Genomic DNA, 19,635 nt, shown 5'->3' on the forward strand with positions numbered 1-19,635 from the left:
AAACTCCCCTCTTTCTATGTAGGTCACTGGCGAATGGCCGCGCTTCTGCGCTTGCCATCGGGCTGCTCAAGAAGCGTTGCTTCCAACGTCTTCTCCCTCTCGCCGCTCGACTGTGCACTCGCCTTTTTCATCGGCACAAGAGCTGTTTTGAGCACCTGTTCCATAGAGGTCACCGGGACAAAGCTGACGTTTTTGCGCACTGTAGGATCGACCTCGGTAAGATCGCTGCGGTTTCCGTCGGGGATGATGATGGTCTTGATCCCCGCGCGGTAGGCTGCCATACTCTTCTCCCTCAGGCCTCCAATTTCAAGGACGCGGCCGCGGATGGTAATCTCACCCGTCATGGCCACGTCATGACGGACCGGTCTCTGTGTCAGCTCCGAGATGAGCGCCGTCGCCATGGTGATACCTGCCGACGGCCCGTCCTTCGGGATAGCTCCCTCCGGGACGTGGATGTGCAGATCGCGGTTTTTGTAAAAGTCATGATCCACACCGAGGTAATCGGCGCGGCTGCGGATATAGCTGATAGCCGCATGGGCCGACTCTTTCATCACATCGCCGAGATTACCGGTGAGCTCTATCTTGCCGGTCCCCTCCATGGCATTGACCTCAATCTTTAAAGTGTCTCCTCCGACCGACGTCCAGGCAAGACCCGTCACGATGCCGATCTCATCCACCTTGGAAGCATGGTCAAATTTGTACTTGGCAGGACCGAGATAGCTCTCGAGCTGCCCGACTGTGATGCGGGTGATTCCCTGTTTGCCCATCACTCTGGCAGCCGCCGCCTTTCGGCAGCACAGGGCGATTTTGCGCTCCAGATTGCGAACGCCCGCCTCTCGGGTGTATCCGCTGATGATTTCACGCAGCGCGTCCTCGTCAAAGCGCAGGCTTCGACCACTCAGGCCGTGCTCGCGAATCTGCTTTGGCACGAGATGTCGCTTTGCAATCTGAAGCTTTTCCTCCTCGTTGTAGCTTCCGAGTTCAATGACCTCCATCCTGTCAAGAAGCGGCTGGGGGATGGTATCGGTTACATTGGCCGTCGTGATAAACATGACATTGCTCAAATCGAAAGGCACTTCAATGAAGTGGTCGCGAAAAGCATAGTTTTGCTCGCTGTCGAGAACCTCCAGCATAGCAGCCGCGGGATCACCGCGAAAGTCCGAGCACATCTTGTCAATCTCGTCGAGCAAAATGACCGGATTTTTGCTCTGCGCCTGCTTCATTGCGTTCATGATGCGCCCCGGCATGGCGCCGATATACGTCTTGCGGTGGCCGCGAATTTCAGCCTCGTCGCGAATACCGCCGAGAGACAGACGCGCGAATTTGCGTCCGAGCGCTCTGGCAATTGAGATGGCAATTGAGGTCTTGCCAACGCCGGGAGGGCCTACAAAGCAGAGAATCTGGCCCTTGTGCTGCGGCGTGAGCTTCTTGACGGCAAGGTATTCGACAATTCGCTCTTTGACTTTCTCAAGACCGTAGTGGTCTCGGTCGAGACGGTTTTTTACCCGCTGCAAATCGAGTTTATCACGCGTTTCTGTGTTCCAGGGCAGCGCAAGGCAGGCGTCAAGATAGGTGCGGATGACGGTGGCCTCCGCGGAGCCCGGCACCATTTTTGAAAGGCGGCCGACTTCTTTGAGAAGCGCCTCACGCGTCTCGCCCGTCAGTTCGAGTTTCGCAATGCTCGCCTGGTACTCCTCGACCTCGGATTGGATGTTCTCCCCCTCTCCGAGCTCCTGCTGAATGATCTTCATCTGTTCACGCAGATAGTAGTCGCGCTGATTTTTATCAATCTGCTCTTTGACCTGGGAGCGGATGTCAAGCTCCAGACTCAGAATCTCAATTTCGCTGCGGAGCAGCTTTACCATCTGTTCCAGGCGACGGCAGGGATCAATCTCACTGAGAATCGCCTGGCGATCCTCAAGATTCAGCAGAATATTGGAGGCCACATAGTCGGCGAGTGTCCCGACGTCCTCAAGCGTCATGATATTCATGATGACCTCACCCGACATCTTCGGTGCCACGGCAATATAGTCATCAAAGGCCATGCGCAGCTCGCGGATCAGCGCCTGGGCAAATGCCGATTCGCCATCCGTCTCAGGCTCGTCGAGCAGGTCGGCCGAGGCCAAAATGAATTGGCGCTGCGTGATAAAGCCGTTGAGACGGGCGCGCCCCACGCCTTCAACCATAACCCTGACATTATCGCCCGGCAGCTTCAAGAGCTGCTTGATGCGTGCGACGGTGCCAAACTCATACAGGTCGGCCGCTGACGGGTCAGCAACACGCAGATCCCGCTGGGCAAAGAGCAGAATTTCCTGACTGCTCTTCATCGCCTCATCGAGCGCCGCCATTGACTTTTTGCGGCCCACGTCAAAGTGGATATTCATCCCTGGCAGCACGACGATGCCGCGCAGCGCAAGCAGCGGCAGATCAACCGTACTGCGGACGTTCTGTTGTTCTATGTGATTGTTCATACTTTTCTCACTCCAGTGTTTTGCCTGCGGGCCAAGTCCCCAAAAGATTTGGCCCAAATTTGTGTAATATCTACAAAAAGTATGTATTATTATATAATTGATGTCAAGTGTTTTCAACCGCCAATTTGTGAACAAAGAGAAAACAAAAAGGGGTACAGCAATCTTCTTGCTGTACCCCTTTGTACACAACTCCGTCAGGAGACCGAGTTCTTTCTCGGGCTGCGCACCGCGGCAGGTTTAGCGGGCCTTACATACTTGCGGCGCTTCTTCTCCGTGCCCTCTATGAGTTTTGGCGGCGCTCCGTTTAATATGGTGTCCTTTGTGATGACCACCTCGTTGATGTAGAGGTTATCCGGTACTTGAAACATCACGGGTGTCAGGGCATTCTCCATGATGGAACGCAGTCCACGCGCGCCCATATTCCGCTCCATTGCGAGGTCGGCCACAGCCGACAGGGCGTCGTCATCAAAGCTGATTTTCACATCGTCCATCCCGAAGAGCGCCTCATACTGTTTGAGAAGCGCATTTTTCGGCTTCTTCAGAATGGTGATGTAGGCCTCTTTTGTCAGAGGCTCAAGCGTCGTCAACAGCGGAAGTCGGCCCACGAGCTCCGGTATCAGGCCATAGCGCACCAGATCCTGCGGGATGATCCGCTTGAGAAGATCGGTCTCGCTCTTTTCCTTTTTGGTCTTGATGTCGGCGCCAAAGCCGATGGGGGCTGTTCCGACGCGTTTTTCAATAATCCGGTCGATGCCGTCAAACGCCCCGCCGCAGATAAACAGGATGTTTTTGGTGTCAATCTGAATAAATTCCTGCTGCGGGTGTTTTCTGCCGCCCTGCGGCGGAACATTGGAGACCGTGCCCTCTAGAATCTTCAGCAGCGCCTGCTGCACACCCTCGCCGCTGACATCACGCGTGATCGAAGCATTTTCCGATTTTCTCGAAATCTTGTCGATCTCGTCAACGTAGATGATGCCTTTCTCAGCGAGCTCAATGTCGTAGTCAGCTGCCTGAATCAGACGCAGCAGAATGTTCTCGACATCCTCGCCGACATAGCCCGCCTCGGTAAGGGTTGTGGCATCGGCAATGGCAAAGGGAACATTGAGCTTTTTCGCAAGAGTCTGTGCAATCAGCGTCTTTCCGACGCCGGTCGGGCCGAGCATGAGGATGTTGCTTTTCTGCAGATCTACATCGATGCCCTCGCCGTAAAAAATTCTCTTATAGTGGTTGTATACTGCGACGCTGATTGCCATCTTTGCGTCGTCCTGTCCGATGACATACTCGTCGAGTGTCTCTTTGATTGAGCTCGGTGTGGGCAGATCAAAAGTCTTCTCATCGCCCTTGCGCACCGGGATGACGTCGCGCTCGAGAATCTCATAGCACAGATCGATACACTCGTCGCAGACATAGGCGTTCTGGCCCGCGAAAATCTTCTTCACCTGGGAGGAGAGCTTTCCGCAGAACGAACAGCGAATTTCGTTTTCGTTGAACTCTTTGGGCATAGTTTACCTCTTTGTTTTGCCGTGGTGTTATCTCGTTGTAATGACCTTGTCGATCAGACCGTACTCCATCGCCTGCTGCGCAGTCATGAAATTGTCGCGCTCGGTGTCCTGCTCAATCACCTCAATGGGCTTTCCGGTCGTATCGGCAAAAATCTGGTTGAGCTTTTTCTTGATGCGGAGAATCCACTTGGTGTGAATTTCGAGATCGGTCGCCTGGGTGCTGCGGTTCGTGCCGCCGAGCGGCTGGTGAATCATGATTTCACTGTTCGGCAGAGCGAGGCGCTTGCCCTTGGCGCCGGCCGCAAGCAGGAACGCACCCATACTTGCGGCGAGTCCCACACAGATGGTGGACACATCGCATTTGATGTAGTTCATGGTATCGTAGATCGCCATGCCGGCCGTGATGGAACCGCCGGGGCTGTTGATGTAGAACTGAATATCCTTGTCGGGATCCTGCGCCTCCAGATAGAGAAGCTGCGCCACAACAAGGCTCGCGGTTGTGTCGTTGACCTCTTCGGACAGGATGATGATCCGATCGTTGAGAAGCCGGGAGTAGATGTCGTAGGAGCGCTCTCCCCGATTGGTCTGCTCCACTACCATTGGGACTAAACTCATCTTCAAATGATCTCCTTTATCTTGTGTAATTACTCCGCGCTGTCAGCTTTTTTGGTCGACTGCTTCTTCGCGGGGGCTTTCTTCGCCGGCTCTTTCTTGGCTGCGGGCTCTTTTTTCGCTGCCGCAGTTTTGGTTGTCTTCTTCTCTTTGGGAGCTTCAGCTTTCTCGGCTTTCTCGGTCTTATCCGCCTTGGACGCGGCTTTTTTCGTGGTCTTCTTTTTGGGCTTTTCCTCGGTCTCTTTCGCCTCGACCTCTTTGATTTCCGCGCTCGACTTGACAAGCTCGACCGCTTTCTCGATAGCGAGATTCTTAATCAGGTCACCAGCCGGGATAATGCTCTTAACCGTGGCGAGCTCAATGCCGTACTGGCCGGCGATCTTCTCATACTCTTTCTCGAGGTCTTCGTCGGCCACCTCAATGTTCTCAGCCTTTGCGATCTCTGAGAGGGCAAGGCGGGTCTTGATGCGCTTTTCGGCCTCCTGCTTGCTCTGGCCGCGGAAATCCTCCATGGTGCTGCCGATCAGCTGTACATAGGTCTCAAGGTTGAGTCCCTGCTGTTTGAGGCGGGCGTCAAAATCAGCAACCATGTTGTCGATCTCGCTCTCCACCATAACGTCGGGCAGTTCCACTTCCATCTTATCAATGATCTGTCCGACGAGGGCATCCTCTGCCTCCGCCTCGGCACTCTGATCTTTGGCAGCCTTGAGCTGCTTTCTGATGTCAGCCTTGAGCTCTTCGAGCGTCTCAACCTCGGTCGAGATGTCCTTGGCAAATTCATCGTCGAGCTCGGGCATCTCCTTTTTCTTGATCTCGTGGAGCTTTACGGCAAAGACCGCCTCTTTGCCGGCAAGCTCGGGGGCATGATACTCCGCCGGGAAAGTCAAGTTGACGTCAAACGCCTCGTCGATCTTCTTGCCGACAATCTGCTCCTCGAAACCGGGGATAAACTGGCCCGAACCGAGCTCAAGGGGCTGCTTTTCAGCAGTGCCACCGTCGAATTTCTCGCCGCCCACAGAGCCGGAGTAGTCGATGGTGACAGTGTCGCCGAGCTCAGCGGCGCGGTCGGTCACATTGACCATGCGCGCGGTACGCTCCTGAAGGCGCGCGAGCTCCGCGTCCACTTCGCTGTCAAGAACAGCATGGACCTTTTTCTCCGCTTTTAAACCTTTGTATTTGGGAAGTTTCACTTCCGGCATAACCGCCACGGTGGCCTTGAATTTGTAGCCGTTTTCATCGATGTCGAGAATCTCAACTTCAGCCTTGCCGACCACTTCCAGTTTCGCCTCGTCGAGCGCCGCTTCATAGGCCTCGGGGTAGGTCATGTTTACCGCTTCTTCATAGAAGACGCCGGAGCCGTAATACTTTTCGATAAACTTTCTCGGAGCCTTGCCCTTCCGAAACCCGGGGATATTCATTCTGCCGACATTTTTTTTATAGGCTTTGTTAATCCCCTCCTCGAACGTTTCCTTGGAGACTTCAATCTCCAGTTCGACTTGGTTCTTGCCGAGTTTGTTTACGTTTAACAGCTTCATTGGACTTCCTCCTAAAATATGTATGTAAATAGTTTACATTTCACATGGCGTACATCATATTCTACCATAGAACAAAAGTTTTTCAAACATTTATTTTATCGGAATGGGGGCAAAAATAATAAAATCAGCCGAAATCAACGAAAACTCAATACCGTCGCACAGGCCGAGCAGCGCGCTTCTCTGGCTCTGCCCGTGCAGATGGCCATAGAAGCAGCGGCTGACGCCATAGCGTTTCATCACATCCATGAGCCCCTCGGCTGCATAGCTTTTCAAAGCCGGCGGATAGTGTAAAAACACAAGTCGCTCTCCCCCGCCGAGCTTCTCCCCGCAGCGCAGCGAAAACTCGAGCCGCGCCGTCTCGCGGGCCATGATTTTTTCGTTGTAAGAAGCGCTCTGTCCAGGGTCCGGAAAATAGCCCTTTGAACCGCAGATGATCTTGCCCTCGATTTCGTAGGCGTTGTTGTGCAGCACTCGAATGGTCGAGATCCCGTTCTCGTCAAAAAAGCGCATGGTCTTACTCGCGGTTTCCCACCAGTAGTCGTGGTTGCCCTTGGCGATGATCTTTTTGCCCGGCAGTGCGTCAATCAGCAGAAAGTCGGCGAGCGCCTCGCGCAGATTCATTCCCCAGGAAATATCTCCGGGTATGATGACGGTGTCTTCTTCTCCGACAAGCGCACACCAGTTTTTTTTCAGGCGCGCGGTGTGGTCAGCCCATGCCTCACCAAAAATATCCATTGGTTTTTCGGTTGTCTCAGACAGATGGAGGTCTGAAATGGCAAAAATGATGAAAATCACCTCAAATCTCTGGAATCAACTGCGTCAGACTGCAAATACTAAGCTCGAAAGGAAGGTGTATCATAATGCACGAGATCAATCAGGGCGTCCATTGCGACGTGAAAAACTGTCACTACCACGACCAGCACGATCACTGCACCGCCGATGTCATCCATGTCGGCCCGACCAATGCAGACTGCTGCCAGGCGACAGAATGCGCAACCTTTAAAAAGAGATAAACCCACCGTCTTAATGAGATGAGCGAAACGCTCATCTCATTTTTTTTGCAGAATGTCGAGCACTGCCCGCTCCATATCACCCTTATCGCAGACGTCGGAAAAGCGCACGGGAAGTTTTTGCAGCAGCGCCATGGGCTCCGGGATGTGAAGCCCCGTCAGTTCGCTGAGTGCCGCCAGATTTTCAAACTCATCCGCAGCGACTCTCCTGCCGAGCGCCGAGAGCACCGATCCGCTGAATTTAAACGGGCTCGCCGTCGACATGATGACAGTTTGCGTCGAATCGCCCGTCTCTTCGCGGTAGTCCTGCGCCACGGCAAAGGCAACGGCCGTGTGCGGGTCAAGCGTATAGCCGTATTGGCTGTATGCTCGCTCTATGGCCCTGGACGTACCCGCCGAGTCGCAGCATCCCCCGTAGAAGACCGTCTGCGCCGCCCGCTCGACCGTCTCCGGCACCGAATAGGTGCCTCTCTCGGCAAGCGACGACATCCACTCGCGCACGAGCGCGTCGTCGCGCCCCGCCAGCTCAAAGAGCAGACGCTCGAGATTGCTCGAGATCAAAATATCCATTGACGGCGACTCCGTCAGATAGAACGGACGATTTCTGTCGTAGGTGCCGCTCGCGAAGAAATCAGTCAGCACATTGTTGCGGTTTGATGCGCAGATCAGCCGGCTGACCGGCAGTCCCATGCGCATGGCGTAGTAGCCGGCGAGAATGTTGCCGAAGTTGCCGGTCGGTACGGCAAAGTTAACTCTGTCGCCGAACGCGAGCCGCCCGCTGTTGACAAGGTCGCAGTAGGCGGAGAAATAGTAGACAATCTGAGGCAGAAGCCGGCCGAAGTTGATGGAGTTTGCGCTGCTGAAAAGATACCCATCCCGCGCAACACGCTGCGCGAGTTCCCTGTCGGAAAAGAGGGCTTTCACACCGCTCTGCGCATTGTCGAAGTTGCCGTCGATGGCAACGACTGCGACATTCTCCCCCTGCTGGGTCGCCATCTGAAGCCGCTGAATGTCCGATACGCCGTCTTTCGGGTAGAAGACAACCATGCGGGTGCCCGCCACGTCGCGAAAGCCCTCAAGCGCCGCCTTGCCGGTGTCACCCGATGTCGCGACGAGAATGACGACCGTGCGCTCCTCTCCCGTCTTTCGGATTGCCAACGGCAGAAGCTGGGGTAGCATCTGCAGCGCCATATCCTTAAATGCCGAAGTCGGCCCGTGCCACAGCTCACAAACAGATGTAATGTTATCAAGCTTTACAGTGTGAGCAATGTCCGGCGTCTCAAATTTCGGCGTGGAATAGGCTGCATTGACACACTGCTCCACTTCCTCATGGGTGTAGTCGCTCAGGTAGAGCTCCATGATGGCGGTTGCGCGCTGCTGATAGCTCATCGGCAACAGCGCACGCATCTGCTCACTGGAAAGCGTCGGAAAACACTCCGGCACAAAGAGCCCACCGTCATCGGAGAGGCCCTTTTTGATCACTTCGCTTGCGCTCAGGCGCAATGTTACATCCCTTGTACTGATAAATTCCATGGTCTTCTCCCCGTCTACTTTATTTGCTCCCTGATAAAATTTAGGGCGTTGTTCCAAAAGAGGTCGTCAATGAGCTGTTGCGGATAGTGCAGCGTCTGCATCCGCTCGGCAATTTTGGGAATGTCACGCAGGCCATGCATCTCTTTGGGCATGAGTCCGATGCCGTCAAAGTCACAGCCGAAAGCGACCGTGTGTTCTCCGCCGAGCTCCAGAAAGCGCTCCAGATGCAGCAGCAGCGAGTCGATGGAGGCACTCTCGCCCCGGAGAAATCGCGAGTAGAGATTGAGCCCCACGATTCCGCCCCGCTCAACCACCGCGCGAAACATCTCGTCGGTCAAGTTTCGCGGATGGGCGCAGATGGCGTGGGAATTGGAGTGCGACGCAACAAAGGGACGCTCGGAGCACTCTACAAAATCCCAGAAGCTGCGAAAAGAGAGGTGTGACACATCTAAAATATACCCTTTTTTCTCGCACATCGCAACCAGTTTACGCCCGGCGGGCGTCAGCCCTCTGTCGTCTGTGGTCTCGTTTCCGCAGGCGAACGCATTGTCCGCCGTATGCGTCAGCGACACCATACGCACACCGAGCCGGTAAAACTCATCCACGCAGCGCTCAGGCTCTGCAAAACAGCTCGCATTCTCAATGGACAGCAGTGCAAAACGGCGCGCTTTCCCCTGTGTGGACGCATAGTCGCGCCAGCATCGGATTTCTTTCACGCACGGGTTTCGGTCAAGCTGGTCGCGGTAACAGCCATAGAGCTGATGAAATCGGCGGTAGGCGTCCTGTGCGCAGAGAGTCGGGTCAATCCAAATGGCATAGGTCTGCAGATATTGATCAAATGCGTCAGCCTGTCTCAGAGAGATGTGGCAGGTGTTGTCCGCAAGATTTTCGCCGCGCTCATAGAGCTCGGTTACCGTATCACAGTGCAGATCCAGAAAATTCATATCTTCGCGTCCCTTCTGTCGAGATGCTTCATCTTATTCAAACGCGTTTTCAATATGCCGAATCTTACAGACCTCGGGGCGGTCGCCTGCACCGAGCAGCACCTCCACAACATCAAAGCGTGGCTGGAGAAAACAATCATGAGAGCTCAGATAGAAGAGAGCTGCCGAGCGGATTCTGCGCCTCTTTGACGCAGTGACAGCTTCGGCAGGCTGCGCCAGAGCTCCTTCGCCACGCGTCTTGACCTCGACAAAGACCAGAAACTCATCCCGGCGCACAATCAGGTCGATCTCGCCGAGACGGCAGCGGAAATTTGGCTCGACAAGCCGGTAGCCCCTGCGCTCCAAATAGCGCATCGCCTCAAGTTCTCCAAGCTGACCACGTCGTCTGGCGTCCATCACTTCTCCCCCAGATTGCGCAGAAAGCTCTTTCGGTGACAGGGCAAAATGCCGTACTGTTTGATCATCTCATAGTGCAGCTTTGTCGGATACCCTTTGTGCTGTTCAAAGCGATAGGCGGGGTATTCTCTGGCAAGCTCCACCATAAAGCGGTCACGCGCCACTTTTGCCAGGATGGACGCCGCAGCAATGCTCGCGTAGGTGGCGTCGCCTTTGACGACTGTCTGCGCCGGTCTTGTGAGCCCCTGCGGCATCCGGTTGCCATCGATGAGCACCAGGTCGGGCGCCACCTTGAGCCCCTCAACCGCCCGGCGCATGCACAGCAGCGTCGCCTGCAGGATATTGATGCGGTCAATCTCCTCGGGAGGGCTGCTGACAATGCAGTAACTCAGAGCGTTTGCCGTGATCTCGTCGTAGAGCGTCTCGCGCCGCTTGGCACTGAGCTTTTTGCTGTCGTTGATGCCGGATATGACAAAAGCGGATGGCAAAATCACCGCGGCCGCAAAGACAGGGCCGGCCAAAGGGCCTCTTCCCGCCTCGTCCACTCCGCAGAGATTGGCGCATCCGCTCTCTCGAAAGCTTTGTTCGTTGTCAAACAGTGACATGGGTCATCCCCTCTTTGGCTCCTCCGGTTGTTCCAGAGTAATTCGCCCAATTTTGCCCGCGCGGAATTCATCGAGTATCATAGCCGCCGTGCGCTCGCAGTCGATTTCCCCGCCCGAGATGAGAAACCCGCGTTTGCGGCCGATCAGCTCCACAAGCTCAAGGCCGTTTGCAAGCGCGCGGGCATGCTGCTCATCGAGCTTATAGCGCGTGCAGAATGCATCACCTGCGATTTCCAGCAGATGCTTTGCCAAAATGCCGGACAGCGTCACCGTGTCGATGATGTCGTCTTTGATCGCGCCGGTGAACGCCAGGTTGAGCGCCGTCTGCTCATCCTCAAACTTCGGCCAGAGAATACCCGGCGTATCGAGCAGATCAACTGAATCTGAGACCTTGATCCACTGCTTGCCGCGTGTGACGCCGGGCCGATCCTCCACCTTTGCCTTTTTGTCCCGGGCCATGCGGTTGATAAACGAAGACTTGCCCACGTTCGGAATGCCGACAATCATGATGCGGATCGCCTTGTTCATACCACGGTTGCGGTCACGCTCGATTTTCTCGCGCAGCAGCTGCTTGGATCTGCCCACGAAATCACCGATTCCCCGGCCCGTGGTACACTCGATCAAAATCGCCGAAATACCGCTCTTCTGATAGTGGTCGCACCACCTGGCATTCGCCGCCGGGTCGGAGAGGTCCGCCTTGTTGAGCAGAATCAGCCGAGGCTTGCCGCCGAGAATTTCATCAATTGCAGGGTTTCGCGAGCTGCGCGGGATGCGCGCATCAACAATTTCCGCCACCATGTCGACCAGCTTCAGATCTGCTTCCATCTGGCGGCGGGTCTTGGTCATGTGACCTGGATACCACTGTAAATTGAGTTTTTCTCTCTGTTGTTCATCCATCAGTGAACCACTCCGATTTTGTTCAGCGGCGAAATGCGGAAAATGACCTTGCCGAGAATGTAGCGTTCATCAATCAGCCCCACCAGGGAATCACGGCTGTCGGTGGAACGCATGCGGTTATCTCCCATGACGAAGACCTTGCCCTCCGGTACGGTGAGCGGCAGAGGCGTGTCGCCCTGCAGAAAAGTGCCTGAGCCCAGATAGGGCTCCTCAATCGGCTGGCCGTCGAGGTAGACGGTGCCGGTCTCATAGTCGATGTCAATGGTCTGGTTGCCCACAGCGATGACCCGCTTGATCAGCGGCTTGTTGGAAAAGTTGGGCTGGGTGATGACGATGATATCGCCGTTGTCGGGGGTGTAAAAGAGCCCCGAGACCATCACACGCTCCCCCTCGTGCAGCGTGTTCTCCATCGAGCCGCCCTCTATGCCGACAATGCGGAAGAGAAAGGTCAGAAGAAACACAACCGCCACAATGGAAAAGGCGACAATCTCCACCCAATCGAATACTTCACGTCTGAATTTTTGCGTCTGTTGCGCCGTTTGATCCATGCCTGTCACCGCCCAAATAGAATGAAAAGGGGACGCATTTGCCCCCTTTACTTTCCACGTATTCTGTTAGATGCGCTCTTTGACTTTGGCGGCCTTGCCGACTCTGTCTCTGAGGTAGTAGAGTTTGGCTCTGCGGACTTTACCCTTTCTGGAAACTTCAATTCTCTGGATGTTCGGCGAATGGACCGGGAAAGTCTTCTCAACGCCGACGCCGTAAGAAATTCTTCTCACGGTGAAGCTCTCAGAAATACCGCCGCCCTTTTTGGAGATGATGGTGCCCTCAAACATCTGAGTTCTCTCACGGGTACCCTCGGTGACCTTGATGTAAACCTTGACGTTGTCGCCCACATTCAGCTGCGGCAGGTCGGTTCTCAGCTGCTCACTCGTTAAAATCTTTACAAAATCCATTGGTGGATCCTCCTTAATCTCGACATTCATGCAGAGCAGTTTGCAGCGGACTGTCTTATTCAATAGCTTGGATATTCTATCATGTTTTTGCTTGTTGTGCAAGTATTTTTCTCAGCATTTTTTGCGAATGTATCGGTCCGTGATATTTTCCACCTCGGCGGCAATACTAGTTCTGGGTGATTTAAGTAAAATGAGTATCGTATTTGTCAGAACGGTCATTCTGTATGCAGCCGTCGTCATTGCCGTACGCGTCATGGGAAAAAAGCAGATCGGCGAGTTGCAGCCATCAGAGCTTGTGGTTGCCATTTTGATTTCAGAGGTTGCGGCAATTCCCATGCAGTCGACCAACATCCCTCTGCTCTACGGCATCATTCCCATCTTTACACTGGTCTCCTGTGAGATCATTGTCTCATTTGTCACGCTCAAGAGCCCGCGCTTGCGCGCCCTTGTCACCGGACACCCGAGTATTGTGATCGCAAACGGCCAGATCAACCAGCAGATGATGCACCGGCTGCGCTTCACCATTGACGATCTCTATGAGGAGCTGCACAACAAGGATATCACACACCTGGAGTATGTCAGCTATGCAATTCTCGAGACAAATGGAAAGCTGACGGTCTTCCCCGTTGCCGACTACGATCAGAAAAAAACGCAGGACCGCGGCTTTGAACAGATCCTGGTCAAAGACGGCGTCGTCAACCGCACCATGCTCCAACATCTCAATCTTGACGAGGGCTTTGTTCGCGGCCATCTGGACAAGAAAAAAAAGCACGATGTATCCGATGTCTTTTTGATGACCATCGACGGCACAAACGCCATTCGCGTCATATTAAAGGAAGAGAAAGCAAAATGAAATCAATCGTCATTGCCATTCTCTGTCTGGCCATTATCATCTGCGGCGCCGGCTTCTGCTATTACCTGCTGCAGGAGCGCTCACACGACATGATTCTCGCTGTCGAACGCGTGGAGCAATCTCTGCAGGACGGAAGCACTCAGCAGGCGCGAGAGGAAATGGAGCAAATGCTCCGCCAGTTTGAGAGTTATGAGCACTTTATTACCATGGTAATGAACCACGAAGAGGTCGATCAGATCAAAAACTATGTAGAGCGCGCCAATGGCTTTATGAAAGTGGGCCGATACGATGAGTTCCAGGTGGAACTCGCCGTTATCAAAATGCAGCTCGACCATATGCATGAGGTGGAAATGCTAAACTGGCGCAACATATTTTAAATGAAAAGGCCCCCGACCATGTCGGGGGCCTTTTGCTCCGGTTACCCGGCAATAAACATAAAACGAATGACAAACATCAAAGCGATGACAACGGTAACCCAACTGAAATCTTTGAATTTACCGGTGAATGTCTTGAGCAGCACATAGGAGATGACGCCAAAGCCGATGCCGATCGCGATGGAGTAGGCAAAGGGCATCATGGCAATCGTCAGAAATGCCGGAATCGCCTCAGTCATGTCGTCAAACTCAATTTCCTTGACAGAGCTGAGCATGAGCACGCCGACAATGATGAGTGCGGGCGCCGTAGCGGCCGACGGAATGATACCGACCACCGGAGCGAGGAAGAGAGCCGCCAAAAACAGAATCGCTGTGGTGAACGACGTCAGACCTGTTCTGCCGCCCTCAGCGATGCCGGAGCTGGACTCGACAAACGTCGTAACGGTGGAGGTTCCAAGGCATGCACCGGCCGCCGTCGCAATCGCATCGCACATGAGCGCCTCTTTCATGCGGGGCATGGAACCGTCCTCATCGAGCATATTGTTTTTCTTGGCGGTACCAATCAGAGTTCCGATGGTATCGAACATGTCGACCATCGAAAACGCGATGATGACCATCACAAGGTTGAACACTGCGCCCCAAAAGCCGTTTTCCGGCTTGAGAAGACCCGCAAAGTCCATCTTAAAGAAAGTCAGCTCAAAGAAGCTGCCGAAGTCCGGCAGACTCAGGGTGAAGCCGGAGAGGTTGGTGACGCCAAACGGAATGCCGACAATGGTCGTCGCAATAATGCCGATGATGATGGCGCCCTTGACTTTCAGCTTGTAGAGCACGCCGATGATCAGAACACCGATGAGCGCGACCAGTGCCGTGGCAGCAGCCGGCGTCCACTCGGAGAAGTTCTGCAGTCCCAGAAGGACAGAATCGTTGTTGACAATGATTCCGGCATTCTGGAAGCCAATAAAGGCAATGAATAAGCCGATACCGGCGGAAATTGCCACTTTCAGATTCTTCGGAATTGCCTTGACAATCGCCTCGCGAAGACCGAACAGCGTAATCAGAATAAAGAGCACGCCGGAAATAAAGACGGCCGCCAGCGCCTGGCTGAACGTATAGCCCATGCCGAGCATTACGGTATAGGCAAAGTAGGCGTTAAGACCCATTCCGGGCGCCTGAGCAAACGGAATTTTGGCATAGACCGCCATGAGCATGGTGCCGATAAATGCCGAGAGACAGGTAGCCACAAAGACAGCTGCCTTGTAGCGGTCTGCGTTCGGGTCGCCCATGATGTACAGCGGATCCGTCAGCGTCGTGGGGTTGACAAAGAGAATGTAGGCCATTGTGAAGAAAGTTGTGATACCCGCAATGACTTCAGTCTTCGCGTCAGTCCCGTGCGCCTTGAGTCCAAAAAACTTGTCCACGGTTTCATCTCTCCCTTTTATTTTTTAAAAAGGGTCTCCCCTTTTTAATTCTTCCGCCAAGAAGTTGTCGCTCTGTATGGGAGCTTTGTCAAAAGAGAAAATACCCTGTTATTTTATCATGAGGATTGTCAAATTGCAACGAATTGCCGTGAGACAATCTGTCGTCTTTGTCTTTTCTGTTCTGCTCACCGCCCTGTTCCCCTCGGCCGCATCGGAATCGGCGACGTCTACAGCGAGGTCGGCGATCTTCCCTATCTCATGAAACGATTCCAGCTCACCGCCTCAGATATTGCCAAAAAGGCAAAAGAGATCATTTCCAGAAAATAGCTAGTACAAAGGGGGCTGCCTAACGGCAGCCCCCTTTGTATATGTTTACTCCCACTCGTTGCCAAAAGCCACAACTTAACGCTTTTTGTTTATAAACCGTGTGATGTGGTTTTCGTATTATTCTGATAATCCATATTATACTGCCTGTATGACGAGGATTTATCAATACCTTATCAGGTGCAATAAAACCGATAATTGCCTCCGGATTTTGATTTTTTGCACGCATATTTTTTGTTGATCGTGTAATAGTTGTAAATTTTATCGATTAATGCTATACTATAGTCACGCAAATAATAGATAATGCGTGCAGAAAGTCGGTGAACTATTGAATAAACACGAAATAGCAATTGATGTTTTTAATAAAGTTGGAAGCATTGCGAAGACGGCAGACTTTGTTGCCGTTGGACTGAAAAACTATGATGTCGTTTCCCTTTGCAATCAAGGTTATATAGAGCGTATTCGCAATGGCTTTTACAAACTGCCTAACGCTGAAGAGCCAAAAGAAGAAGCTCTAATTTCTAAACTCCTGCCGCAAGGAATTGTTTGTGTGGAGTCTGCTCTATTTTATTATGGGTACAGTGACTTTGCTCCTCGTGAATGGACAGTTGCAGTCCCCCGTTCCTTTTCAAGAGCAATCAAAGCAATGCAGGAAGTCCCTGTCAAAGCTTATTATGTCCAGAACGAATTTTACCATTATGGTGCTACTGTAGGTAACTTTAATGGTGTTGAATTAAAAGTTTATGACCGAGATCGAACAATCTGTGATTGCTTTAAGTATCGTTCAAAGCTTGATAATGAAATATTCAACAAAGCAATCAACGCTTATGTGGCAGATCCGAAGAAGAATCTCGCAAATCTTTCTAAATACGCAAAGGATATGGGCGTTTATACAAAACTTATGAATGTAATGGAGGTGCTGCTCAATGGCTGATATCGCCGTATCCGTGCTTGCACGACTGAAAAATAAAGCTGCCGAAAGCGGAAGAAGCTATCAGCTTTGTTTGCAGCTCTTTTGTCAGGAAGAATTTTTGCGCCGTTTGGAAAAATCCAAATATGCGGAAAATCTCGTCCTTAAAGGTGGTTTATTTATTTACTCTGTTACCGACTTTGACAGCAGAGTAACGGTAGATATTGATTTTCTTCTTCGGAAAATACCAAACACTCCCGAACAGCTAAAACCTGTACTGGAAGAAATCATATCCACGCCCACCGGCAATGATTTTATTACCTTTGAAATTAAAGATATTGCGCCCATTGCGGTTGCCAAAAAATACGCTGGTATCGGAGCTTCTATTGTGGCTCAAATTAAAAACACACGAACGCCGTTTAGTATAGACTTCGGGGTGGGCGATGTTATCGTGCCGAAACAGGAAAAGCGAAAAATCCCGACACAACTTGACGATTTCACTGCGCCGGTAGTAAATACATATTCTCTTGAAACGACGATTGCTGAGAAAATAGACGCAATCCTCAGTCTGATGGAATTTTCCAGCCGAATGAAGGATTACTACGATATCTACTATCTTGCCAATAAATTTGATTTTGACGGCAAGGTGCTCATCGAAGCATTGAAGAAAACTTTTGAAAATCGTGGACACGCCTTTACGATTGAACAGTTTGAACAGGTTATGAGCTTTGCAGACGATTCTGCTATGCAGAAAAAATGGAAAGCATTCTGTCGAAAGATTGATACGAAAACTAATGATTTCAGCACAGTGCTTAGAACGATTAAGGTGTTTTTGACAAAGCCGTTTACAGTGGCGGTCAAAGGCGAAAAATTTACTGACCAATGGTACTCAAGTGAAAATAAATGGAATAAGGAGATTCAAAAATGAGCAAAGCAAGTGAGGAAACAACAAAGGGTCTAACCGCAGATGTTTTAAGAGATATTATGGACTATCCATCAAATCAAAACATAAAAGTTGATGGAATTACTTGGTTTAAGGAAGACAGTTACAAAGGGACAGATTATGACTGGCTTTCTACTATTTTTGAAAAAGCAAGCAAGAAGCAGAGCATGGAGAATAAGGGTACTCCCGATTTTATTGTTACTAAAGATAAGTCTAATATTATCATAGTTATTGAATGCAAAGCTAAAACTTCTGACCACAGCAAGTATTCGAATTTAGATGATTACAAAGTTAATGGATTTGGCACATCAGACGACACGGCTAAATATGCAATAGATGGTGCTTTATGGTATGCTTCATTTTTGTCAGATAAATATGATGTTATTGCAATTGCTGTTTCGGGCCAAACTTTGATGGAAAACAGAATAACATCTTTTGTTTGGCCAAAAAATGGTGATGTTTTAGATATAGAATTATTATCTGATGGTTTACTACAAAACGAAATGCAATCAATTAATAAGTACGAAAAAGATATTGAGATTGTTTTAGAAAGATTCGCCGCCACAGAAGCGGAGGTTAAGAAAGAATTAAGAAGATATACGCTTTCCTGTGCTAATTTTTTAAGGGCAAACGGTATTGAAGATAACTCAAAAGCGGGCTTTGTTTCGGCCATCATTTTAGGTTTAACCAATCACGAATCAAAATTATATAAAGATGCAAAATCGGCTATTGATACAAAAAGATCAACAAAATCTAAGAAGATGTTATCAGACCCAATTGGAAAAAATTCTGTAAAAATGCTAAAAGCTGCACTATACGGAGATGGCGATGAACTTGAAGATGATTATGTAAGAGGTATTTGGGATATAGACAATATACCAAAAGGTAAAAGAACAGCACTAAAAAAATTCTACAATAATCTTTTAGCAAAAGATGAATTGCTGCGTGCTCCAAAAGGTGAAAATAGAGATTTTTTAGATGGAGATACCGTATTATCTCGTTGTATATATTCTCTTTATGAAAATGTTATTGAAGTGCTTGACCATTATAAAGGCATAGATATAATGGGTGAGTTTTATACGACCTTTCTTCGCTTTACCAAAGGTAACGCAAAAGAAAAAGGTATCGTGTTGACCCCAAAGCATATTACAGAGTTGTTTTGTGATATTGCTGAATATTATTCAGATGAAAAAATGACAGAAAAAACAAAAGTAATTGATATTTGCTGTGGCACAGGAGCCTTCTTGATATCTTCACTTGCAAGAATAAAAGAAAATATTTGGAATGAAAAAATTAGTGAGTCAAAGAAAAAAGAAAAATACAGCAATGCACAAACCAACAGCCTTATCGGTGTCGAGAGGGATCCATCTATGTATGCTTTGGCTTATGCTAATATGCGATTCCATGGCGATGGCAAATCAAATTTATTTAACTGTTCTTCGTTGCTGATAGATTCTTATGCCCCAGTTGATGATAGTGGTAAAACATATCTAAACGATAATGTGAAAATACCACTTCACGAAGCGTTAGCAAGCTTTGGAGATATAGATATAGCTATGATTAACCCGCCGTACTCACTTGACAAAAAAGAGAATTCATCCTCACAGAATTATAATATCATTTTAAGAAAAGAGGAATACGAAGGTAAGATTAAAGTATTAAAGAAAAAACTCTCGCAAGCCAAAAAAGCGAAAGAAGAACTCGAAATAAAGAAGATTCAAAACGAAATAGAAAAGCAACGCTCTTTTATTGAAAAAACAAATAAAGAACTTGAAGATACTCGAATGGATGAAGTAGTATTTTCAAAAGGTCAAGATGAATTAGACTTTGTGGCCTCAATGCTGCATTATTTGAAAGTTGGCGGAATAGGTATCGCCATTGTTCCTATGTCTTGTGCTGGAAGCAGTGGAACAAAATTACGAACCGAATTATTAAAACATCACACGTTACTCGCTTGTATGACAATGCCTCACAATCTGTTTTTTGACAGTCATGTTGGTACTGCGACCTGTATTATGGTATATAAAGCACATATACCTCATGACGAAAATAAATCAGTATTTTTTGCAAGATGGAAAGATGACGGTTTTAAGGTCATTCCACACAACGGTAGGAAAGATGGTGGAACATGGAATTCTGTTAAAAAAGAATGGATTAACCAAATAGATGGTACCGCCAACTCAAATCAATATATTTGGCTAAAGAAAAGAATATCCATTTTTGACGAAGCATTAGCAGAAGCTTATATAGAAACAGACTACTCTATGATATCAGATAGTGATTTTGAGATAACTTTAAAAAAATATGCCTTGTTTAAGTACATGGATGAGAATGGATTATTGGAGGGATAAG

Annotated in this window: 19 protein-coding genes; 6 read left to right on the forward strand and 13 right to left on the reverse strand. The window is 50.2% G+C overall.

Annotation, left to right across the window (positions count from 1 at the left end; translation table 11 throughout):
* Positions 1-23: 23 nt before the first annotated feature.
* The 5 genes from lon to H8695_RS02685 all read right to left on the reverse strand — a co-directional run bounded on the left by lon (position 24) and on the right by H8695_RS02685 (position 6,915).
* Positions 24-2,471 carry an endopeptidase La gene (gene lon, locus H8695_RS02665; protein WP_249299328.1) on the reverse strand — a complete coding sequence of 816 codons (2,448 nt, stop codon included), beginning with the start codon at positions 2,469-2,471 and terminating at the stop codon, positions 24-26.
* Between the two features lie 194 nt (positions 2,472-2,665).
* A complete protein-coding gene (gene clpX, locus H8695_RS02670; RefSeq protein WP_249299329.1) occupies positions 2,666-3,973 on the reverse strand; it encodes an ATP-dependent Clp protease ATP-binding subunit ClpX in 1,308 nt (435 codons plus the stop codon).
* Between the two features lie 27 nt (positions 3,974-4,000).
* Complete coding sequence (clpP, locus tag H8695_RS02675; RefSeq protein WP_249299331.1) at positions 4,001-4,588, reverse strand: ATP-dependent Clp endopeptidase proteolytic subunit ClpP; 588 nt, start codon at positions 4,586-4,588, stop codon at positions 4,001-4,003.
* Positions 4,589-4,617: 29 nt separating this feature from the next.
* Positions 4,618-6,120 carry a trigger factor gene (gene tig / locus H8695_RS02680; protein ID WP_249299332.1) on the reverse strand — a complete coding sequence of 501 codons (1,503 nt, stop codon included), beginning with the start codon at positions 6,118-6,120 and terminating at the stop codon, positions 4,618-4,620.
* A gap of 90 nt (positions 6,121-6,210) precedes the next feature.
* The gene (locus H8695_RS02685) at positions 6,211-6,915 is read right to left on the reverse strand and encodes a metallophosphoesterase (protein WP_346726787.1); all 705 of its coding nucleotides are present in this window, start codon (positions 6,913-6,915) and stop codon (positions 6,211-6,213) included.
* Positions 6,916-6,980: 65 nt separating this feature from the next.
* On the opposite strand from H8695_RS02685, the gene H8695_RS02690 reads away from it, so the two are divergent.
* Positions 6,981-7,133, forward strand: coding sequence for a DUF1540 domain-containing protein (locus tag H8695_RS02690; protein ID WP_249299334.1), 153 nt, complete (start codon positions 6,981-6,983; stop codon positions 7,131-7,133).
* 36 nt (positions 7,134-7,169) lie between these two features.
* Here H8695_RS02690 and thrC read toward each other — a convergent pair whose 3' ends face one another.
* From thrC to rplS, 7 genes are all read right to left on the reverse strand, one after another.
* The gene (gene thrC / locus H8695_RS02695; protein WP_249299335.1) at positions 7,170-8,663 is read right to left on the reverse strand and encodes a threonine synthase; all 1,494 of its coding nucleotides are present in this window, start codon (positions 8,661-8,663) and stop codon (positions 7,170-7,172) included.
* Between the two features lie 14 nt (positions 8,664-8,677).
* Entirely contained in the window at positions 8,678-9,607 is a 930-nt protein-coding gene (locus tag H8695_RS02700) for a dipeptidase (RefSeq protein ID WP_249299337.1), read from the reverse strand.
* Positions 9,608-9,640: 33 nt separating this feature from the next.
* A complete protein-coding gene (locus tag H8695_RS02705) occupies positions 9,641-10,003 on the reverse strand; it encodes a YraN family protein (RefSeq protein ID WP_249299338.1) in 363 nt (120 codons plus the stop codon).
* On the reverse strand, positions 10,003-10,608 hold the full coding sequence (gene rnhB / locus H8695_RS02710) for a ribonuclease HII (RefSeq protein WP_249299339.1): 606 nt from the start codon (positions 10,606-10,608) through the stop codon (positions 10,003-10,005). Before rnhB ends, H8695_RS02705 begins: the two co-directional genes overlap by 1 nt.
* 3 nt (positions 10,609-10,611) lie before the next feature.
* Entirely contained in the window at positions 10,612-11,505 is an 894-nt protein-coding gene (gene ylqF / locus H8695_RS02715; protein WP_249299341.1) for a ribosome biogenesis GTPase YlqF, read from the reverse strand.
* A complete protein-coding gene (gene lepB, locus H8695_RS02720; protein ID WP_249299344.1) occupies positions 11,505-12,053 on the reverse strand; it encodes a signal peptidase I in 549 nt (182 codons plus the stop codon). Before lepB ends, ylqF begins: the two co-directional genes overlap by 1 nt.
* 66 nt (positions 12,054-12,119) lie before the next feature.
* Positions 12,120-12,461: a 50S ribosomal protein L19 gene (gene rplS / locus H8695_RS02725; RefSeq protein ID WP_249299346.1), complete on the reverse strand. Its 342-nt coding sequence runs from the start codon at positions 12,459-12,461 to the stop codon at positions 12,120-12,122.
* Between the two features lie 190 nt (positions 12,462-12,651).
* Here rplS and H8695_RS02730 point away from each other — a divergent pair, with 190 nt between their 5' ends.
* Entirely contained in the window at positions 12,652-13,314 is a 663-nt protein-coding gene (locus tag H8695_RS02730) for a DUF421 domain-containing protein (RefSeq protein WP_249299347.1), read from the forward strand.
* Positions 13,311-13,691 carry a DUF4363 family protein gene (locus H8695_RS02735; RefSeq protein WP_249299348.1) on the forward strand — a complete coding sequence of 127 codons (381 nt, stop codon included), beginning with the start codon at positions 13,311-13,313 and terminating at the stop codon, positions 13,689-13,691. Before H8695_RS02730 ends, H8695_RS02735 begins: the two co-directional genes overlap by 4 nt.
* A gap of 41 nt (positions 13,692-13,732) precedes the next feature.
* On the opposite strand, the gene H8695_RS02740 is transcribed toward H8695_RS02735, so the two are convergent.
* Positions 13,733-15,106: an NCS2 family permease gene (locus H8695_RS02740; protein ID WP_346726788.1), complete on the reverse strand. Its 1,374-nt coding sequence runs from the start codon at positions 15,104-15,106 to the stop codon at positions 13,733-13,735.
* 652 nt (positions 15,107-15,758) lie between these two features.
* Here H8695_RS02740 and H8695_RS02745 point away from each other — a divergent pair.
* From H8695_RS02745 to H8695_RS02755, 3 genes are read left to right on the forward strand one after another with little or no spacing between them, the layout of a single operon-like run.
* Positions 15,759-16,364 (forward strand): type IV toxin-antitoxin system AbiEi family antitoxin domain-containing protein, encoded by a 606-nt coding sequence (locus tag H8695_RS02745; protein ID WP_249299349.1) that lies wholly within the window; start codon positions 15,759-15,761, stop codon positions 16,362-16,364.
* Positions 16,357-17,268 carry a nucleotidyl transferase AbiEii/AbiGii toxin family protein gene (locus H8695_RS02750; protein WP_249299350.1) on the forward strand — a complete coding sequence of 304 codons (912 nt, stop codon included), beginning with the start codon at positions 16,357-16,359 and terminating at the stop codon, positions 17,266-17,268. Before H8695_RS02745 ends, H8695_RS02750 begins: the two co-directional genes overlap by 8 nt.
* A complete protein-coding gene (locus H8695_RS02755) occupies positions 17,265-19,634 on the forward strand; it encodes an N-6 DNA methylase (RefSeq protein WP_249299351.1) in 2,370 nt (789 codons plus the stop codon). Before H8695_RS02750 ends, H8695_RS02755 begins: the two co-directional genes overlap by 4 nt.
* Position 19,635: the final 1 nt, after the last annotated feature.

Origin of the sequence: Feifania hominis, assembly GCF_014384765.1 — a bacterium.
GTDB lineage: Bacteria > Bacillota > Clostridia > Oscillospirales > Feifaniaceae > Feifania > Feifania hominis.

Bases quoted from the DNA above. Each gene is read 5' to 3' on its own strand.
- lon (WP_249299328.1), bottom strand. From the start codon at position 2,471: ATGAACAATCACATAGAACAACAGAACGTCCGCAGTACGGTTGATCTG.
- clpX (WP_249299329.1), bottom strand. From the start codon at position 3,973: ATGCCCAAAGAGTTCAACGAAAACGAAATTCGCTGTTCGTTCTGCGGA.
- clpP (WP_249299331.1), bottom strand. From the start codon at position 4,588: ATGAGTTTAGTCCCAATGGTAGTGGAGCAGACCAATCGGGGAGAGCGC.
- tig (WP_249299332.1), bottom strand. From the start codon at position 6,120: ATGAAGCTGTTAAACGTAAACAAACTCGGCAAGAACCAAGTCGAACTG.
- H8695_RS02690 (WP_249299334.1), top strand. From the start codon at position 6,981: ATGCACGAGATCAATCAGGGCGTCCATTGCGACGTGAAAAACTGTCAC.
- thrC (WP_249299335.1), bottom strand. From the start codon at position 8,663: ATGGAATTTATCAGTACAAGGGATGTAACATTGCGCCTGAGCGCAAGC.
- H8695_RS02700 (WP_249299337.1), bottom strand. From the start codon at position 9,607: ATGAATTTTCTGGATCTGCACTGTGATACGGTAACCGAGCTCTATGAG.
- H8695_RS02705 (WP_249299338.1), bottom strand. From the start codon at position 10,003: ATGGACGCCAGACGACGTGGTCAGCTTGGAGAACTTGAGGCGATGCGC.
- rnhB (WP_249299339.1), bottom strand. From the start codon at position 10,608: ATGTCACTGTTTGACAACGAACAAAGCTTTCGAGAGAGCGGATGCGCC.
- ylqF (WP_249299341.1), bottom strand. From the start codon at position 11,505: ATGGATGAACAACAGAGAGAAAAACTCAATTTACAGTGGTATCCAGGT.
- lepB (WP_249299344.1), bottom strand. From the start codon at position 12,053: ATGGATCAAACGGCGCAACAGACGCAAAAATTCAGACGTGAAGTATTC.
- rplS (WP_249299346.1), bottom strand. From the start codon at position 12,461: ATGGATTTTGTAAAGATTTTAACGAGTGAGCAGCTGAGAACCGACCTG.
- H8695_RS02730 (WP_249299347.1), top strand. From the start codon at position 12,652: ATGAGTATCGTATTTGTCAGAACGGTCATTCTGTATGCAGCCGTCGTC.
- H8695_RS02735 (WP_249299348.1), top strand. From the start codon at position 13,311: ATGAAATCAATCGTCATTGCCATTCTCTGTCTGGCCATTATCATCTGC.
- H8695_RS02750 (WP_249299350.1), top strand. From the start codon at position 16,357: ATGGCTGATATCGCCGTATCCGTGCTTGCACGACTGAAAAATAAAGCT.
- H8695_RS02755 (WP_249299351.1), top strand. From the start codon at position 17,265: ATGAGCAAAGCAAGTGAGGAAACAACAAAGGGTCTAACCGCAGATGTT.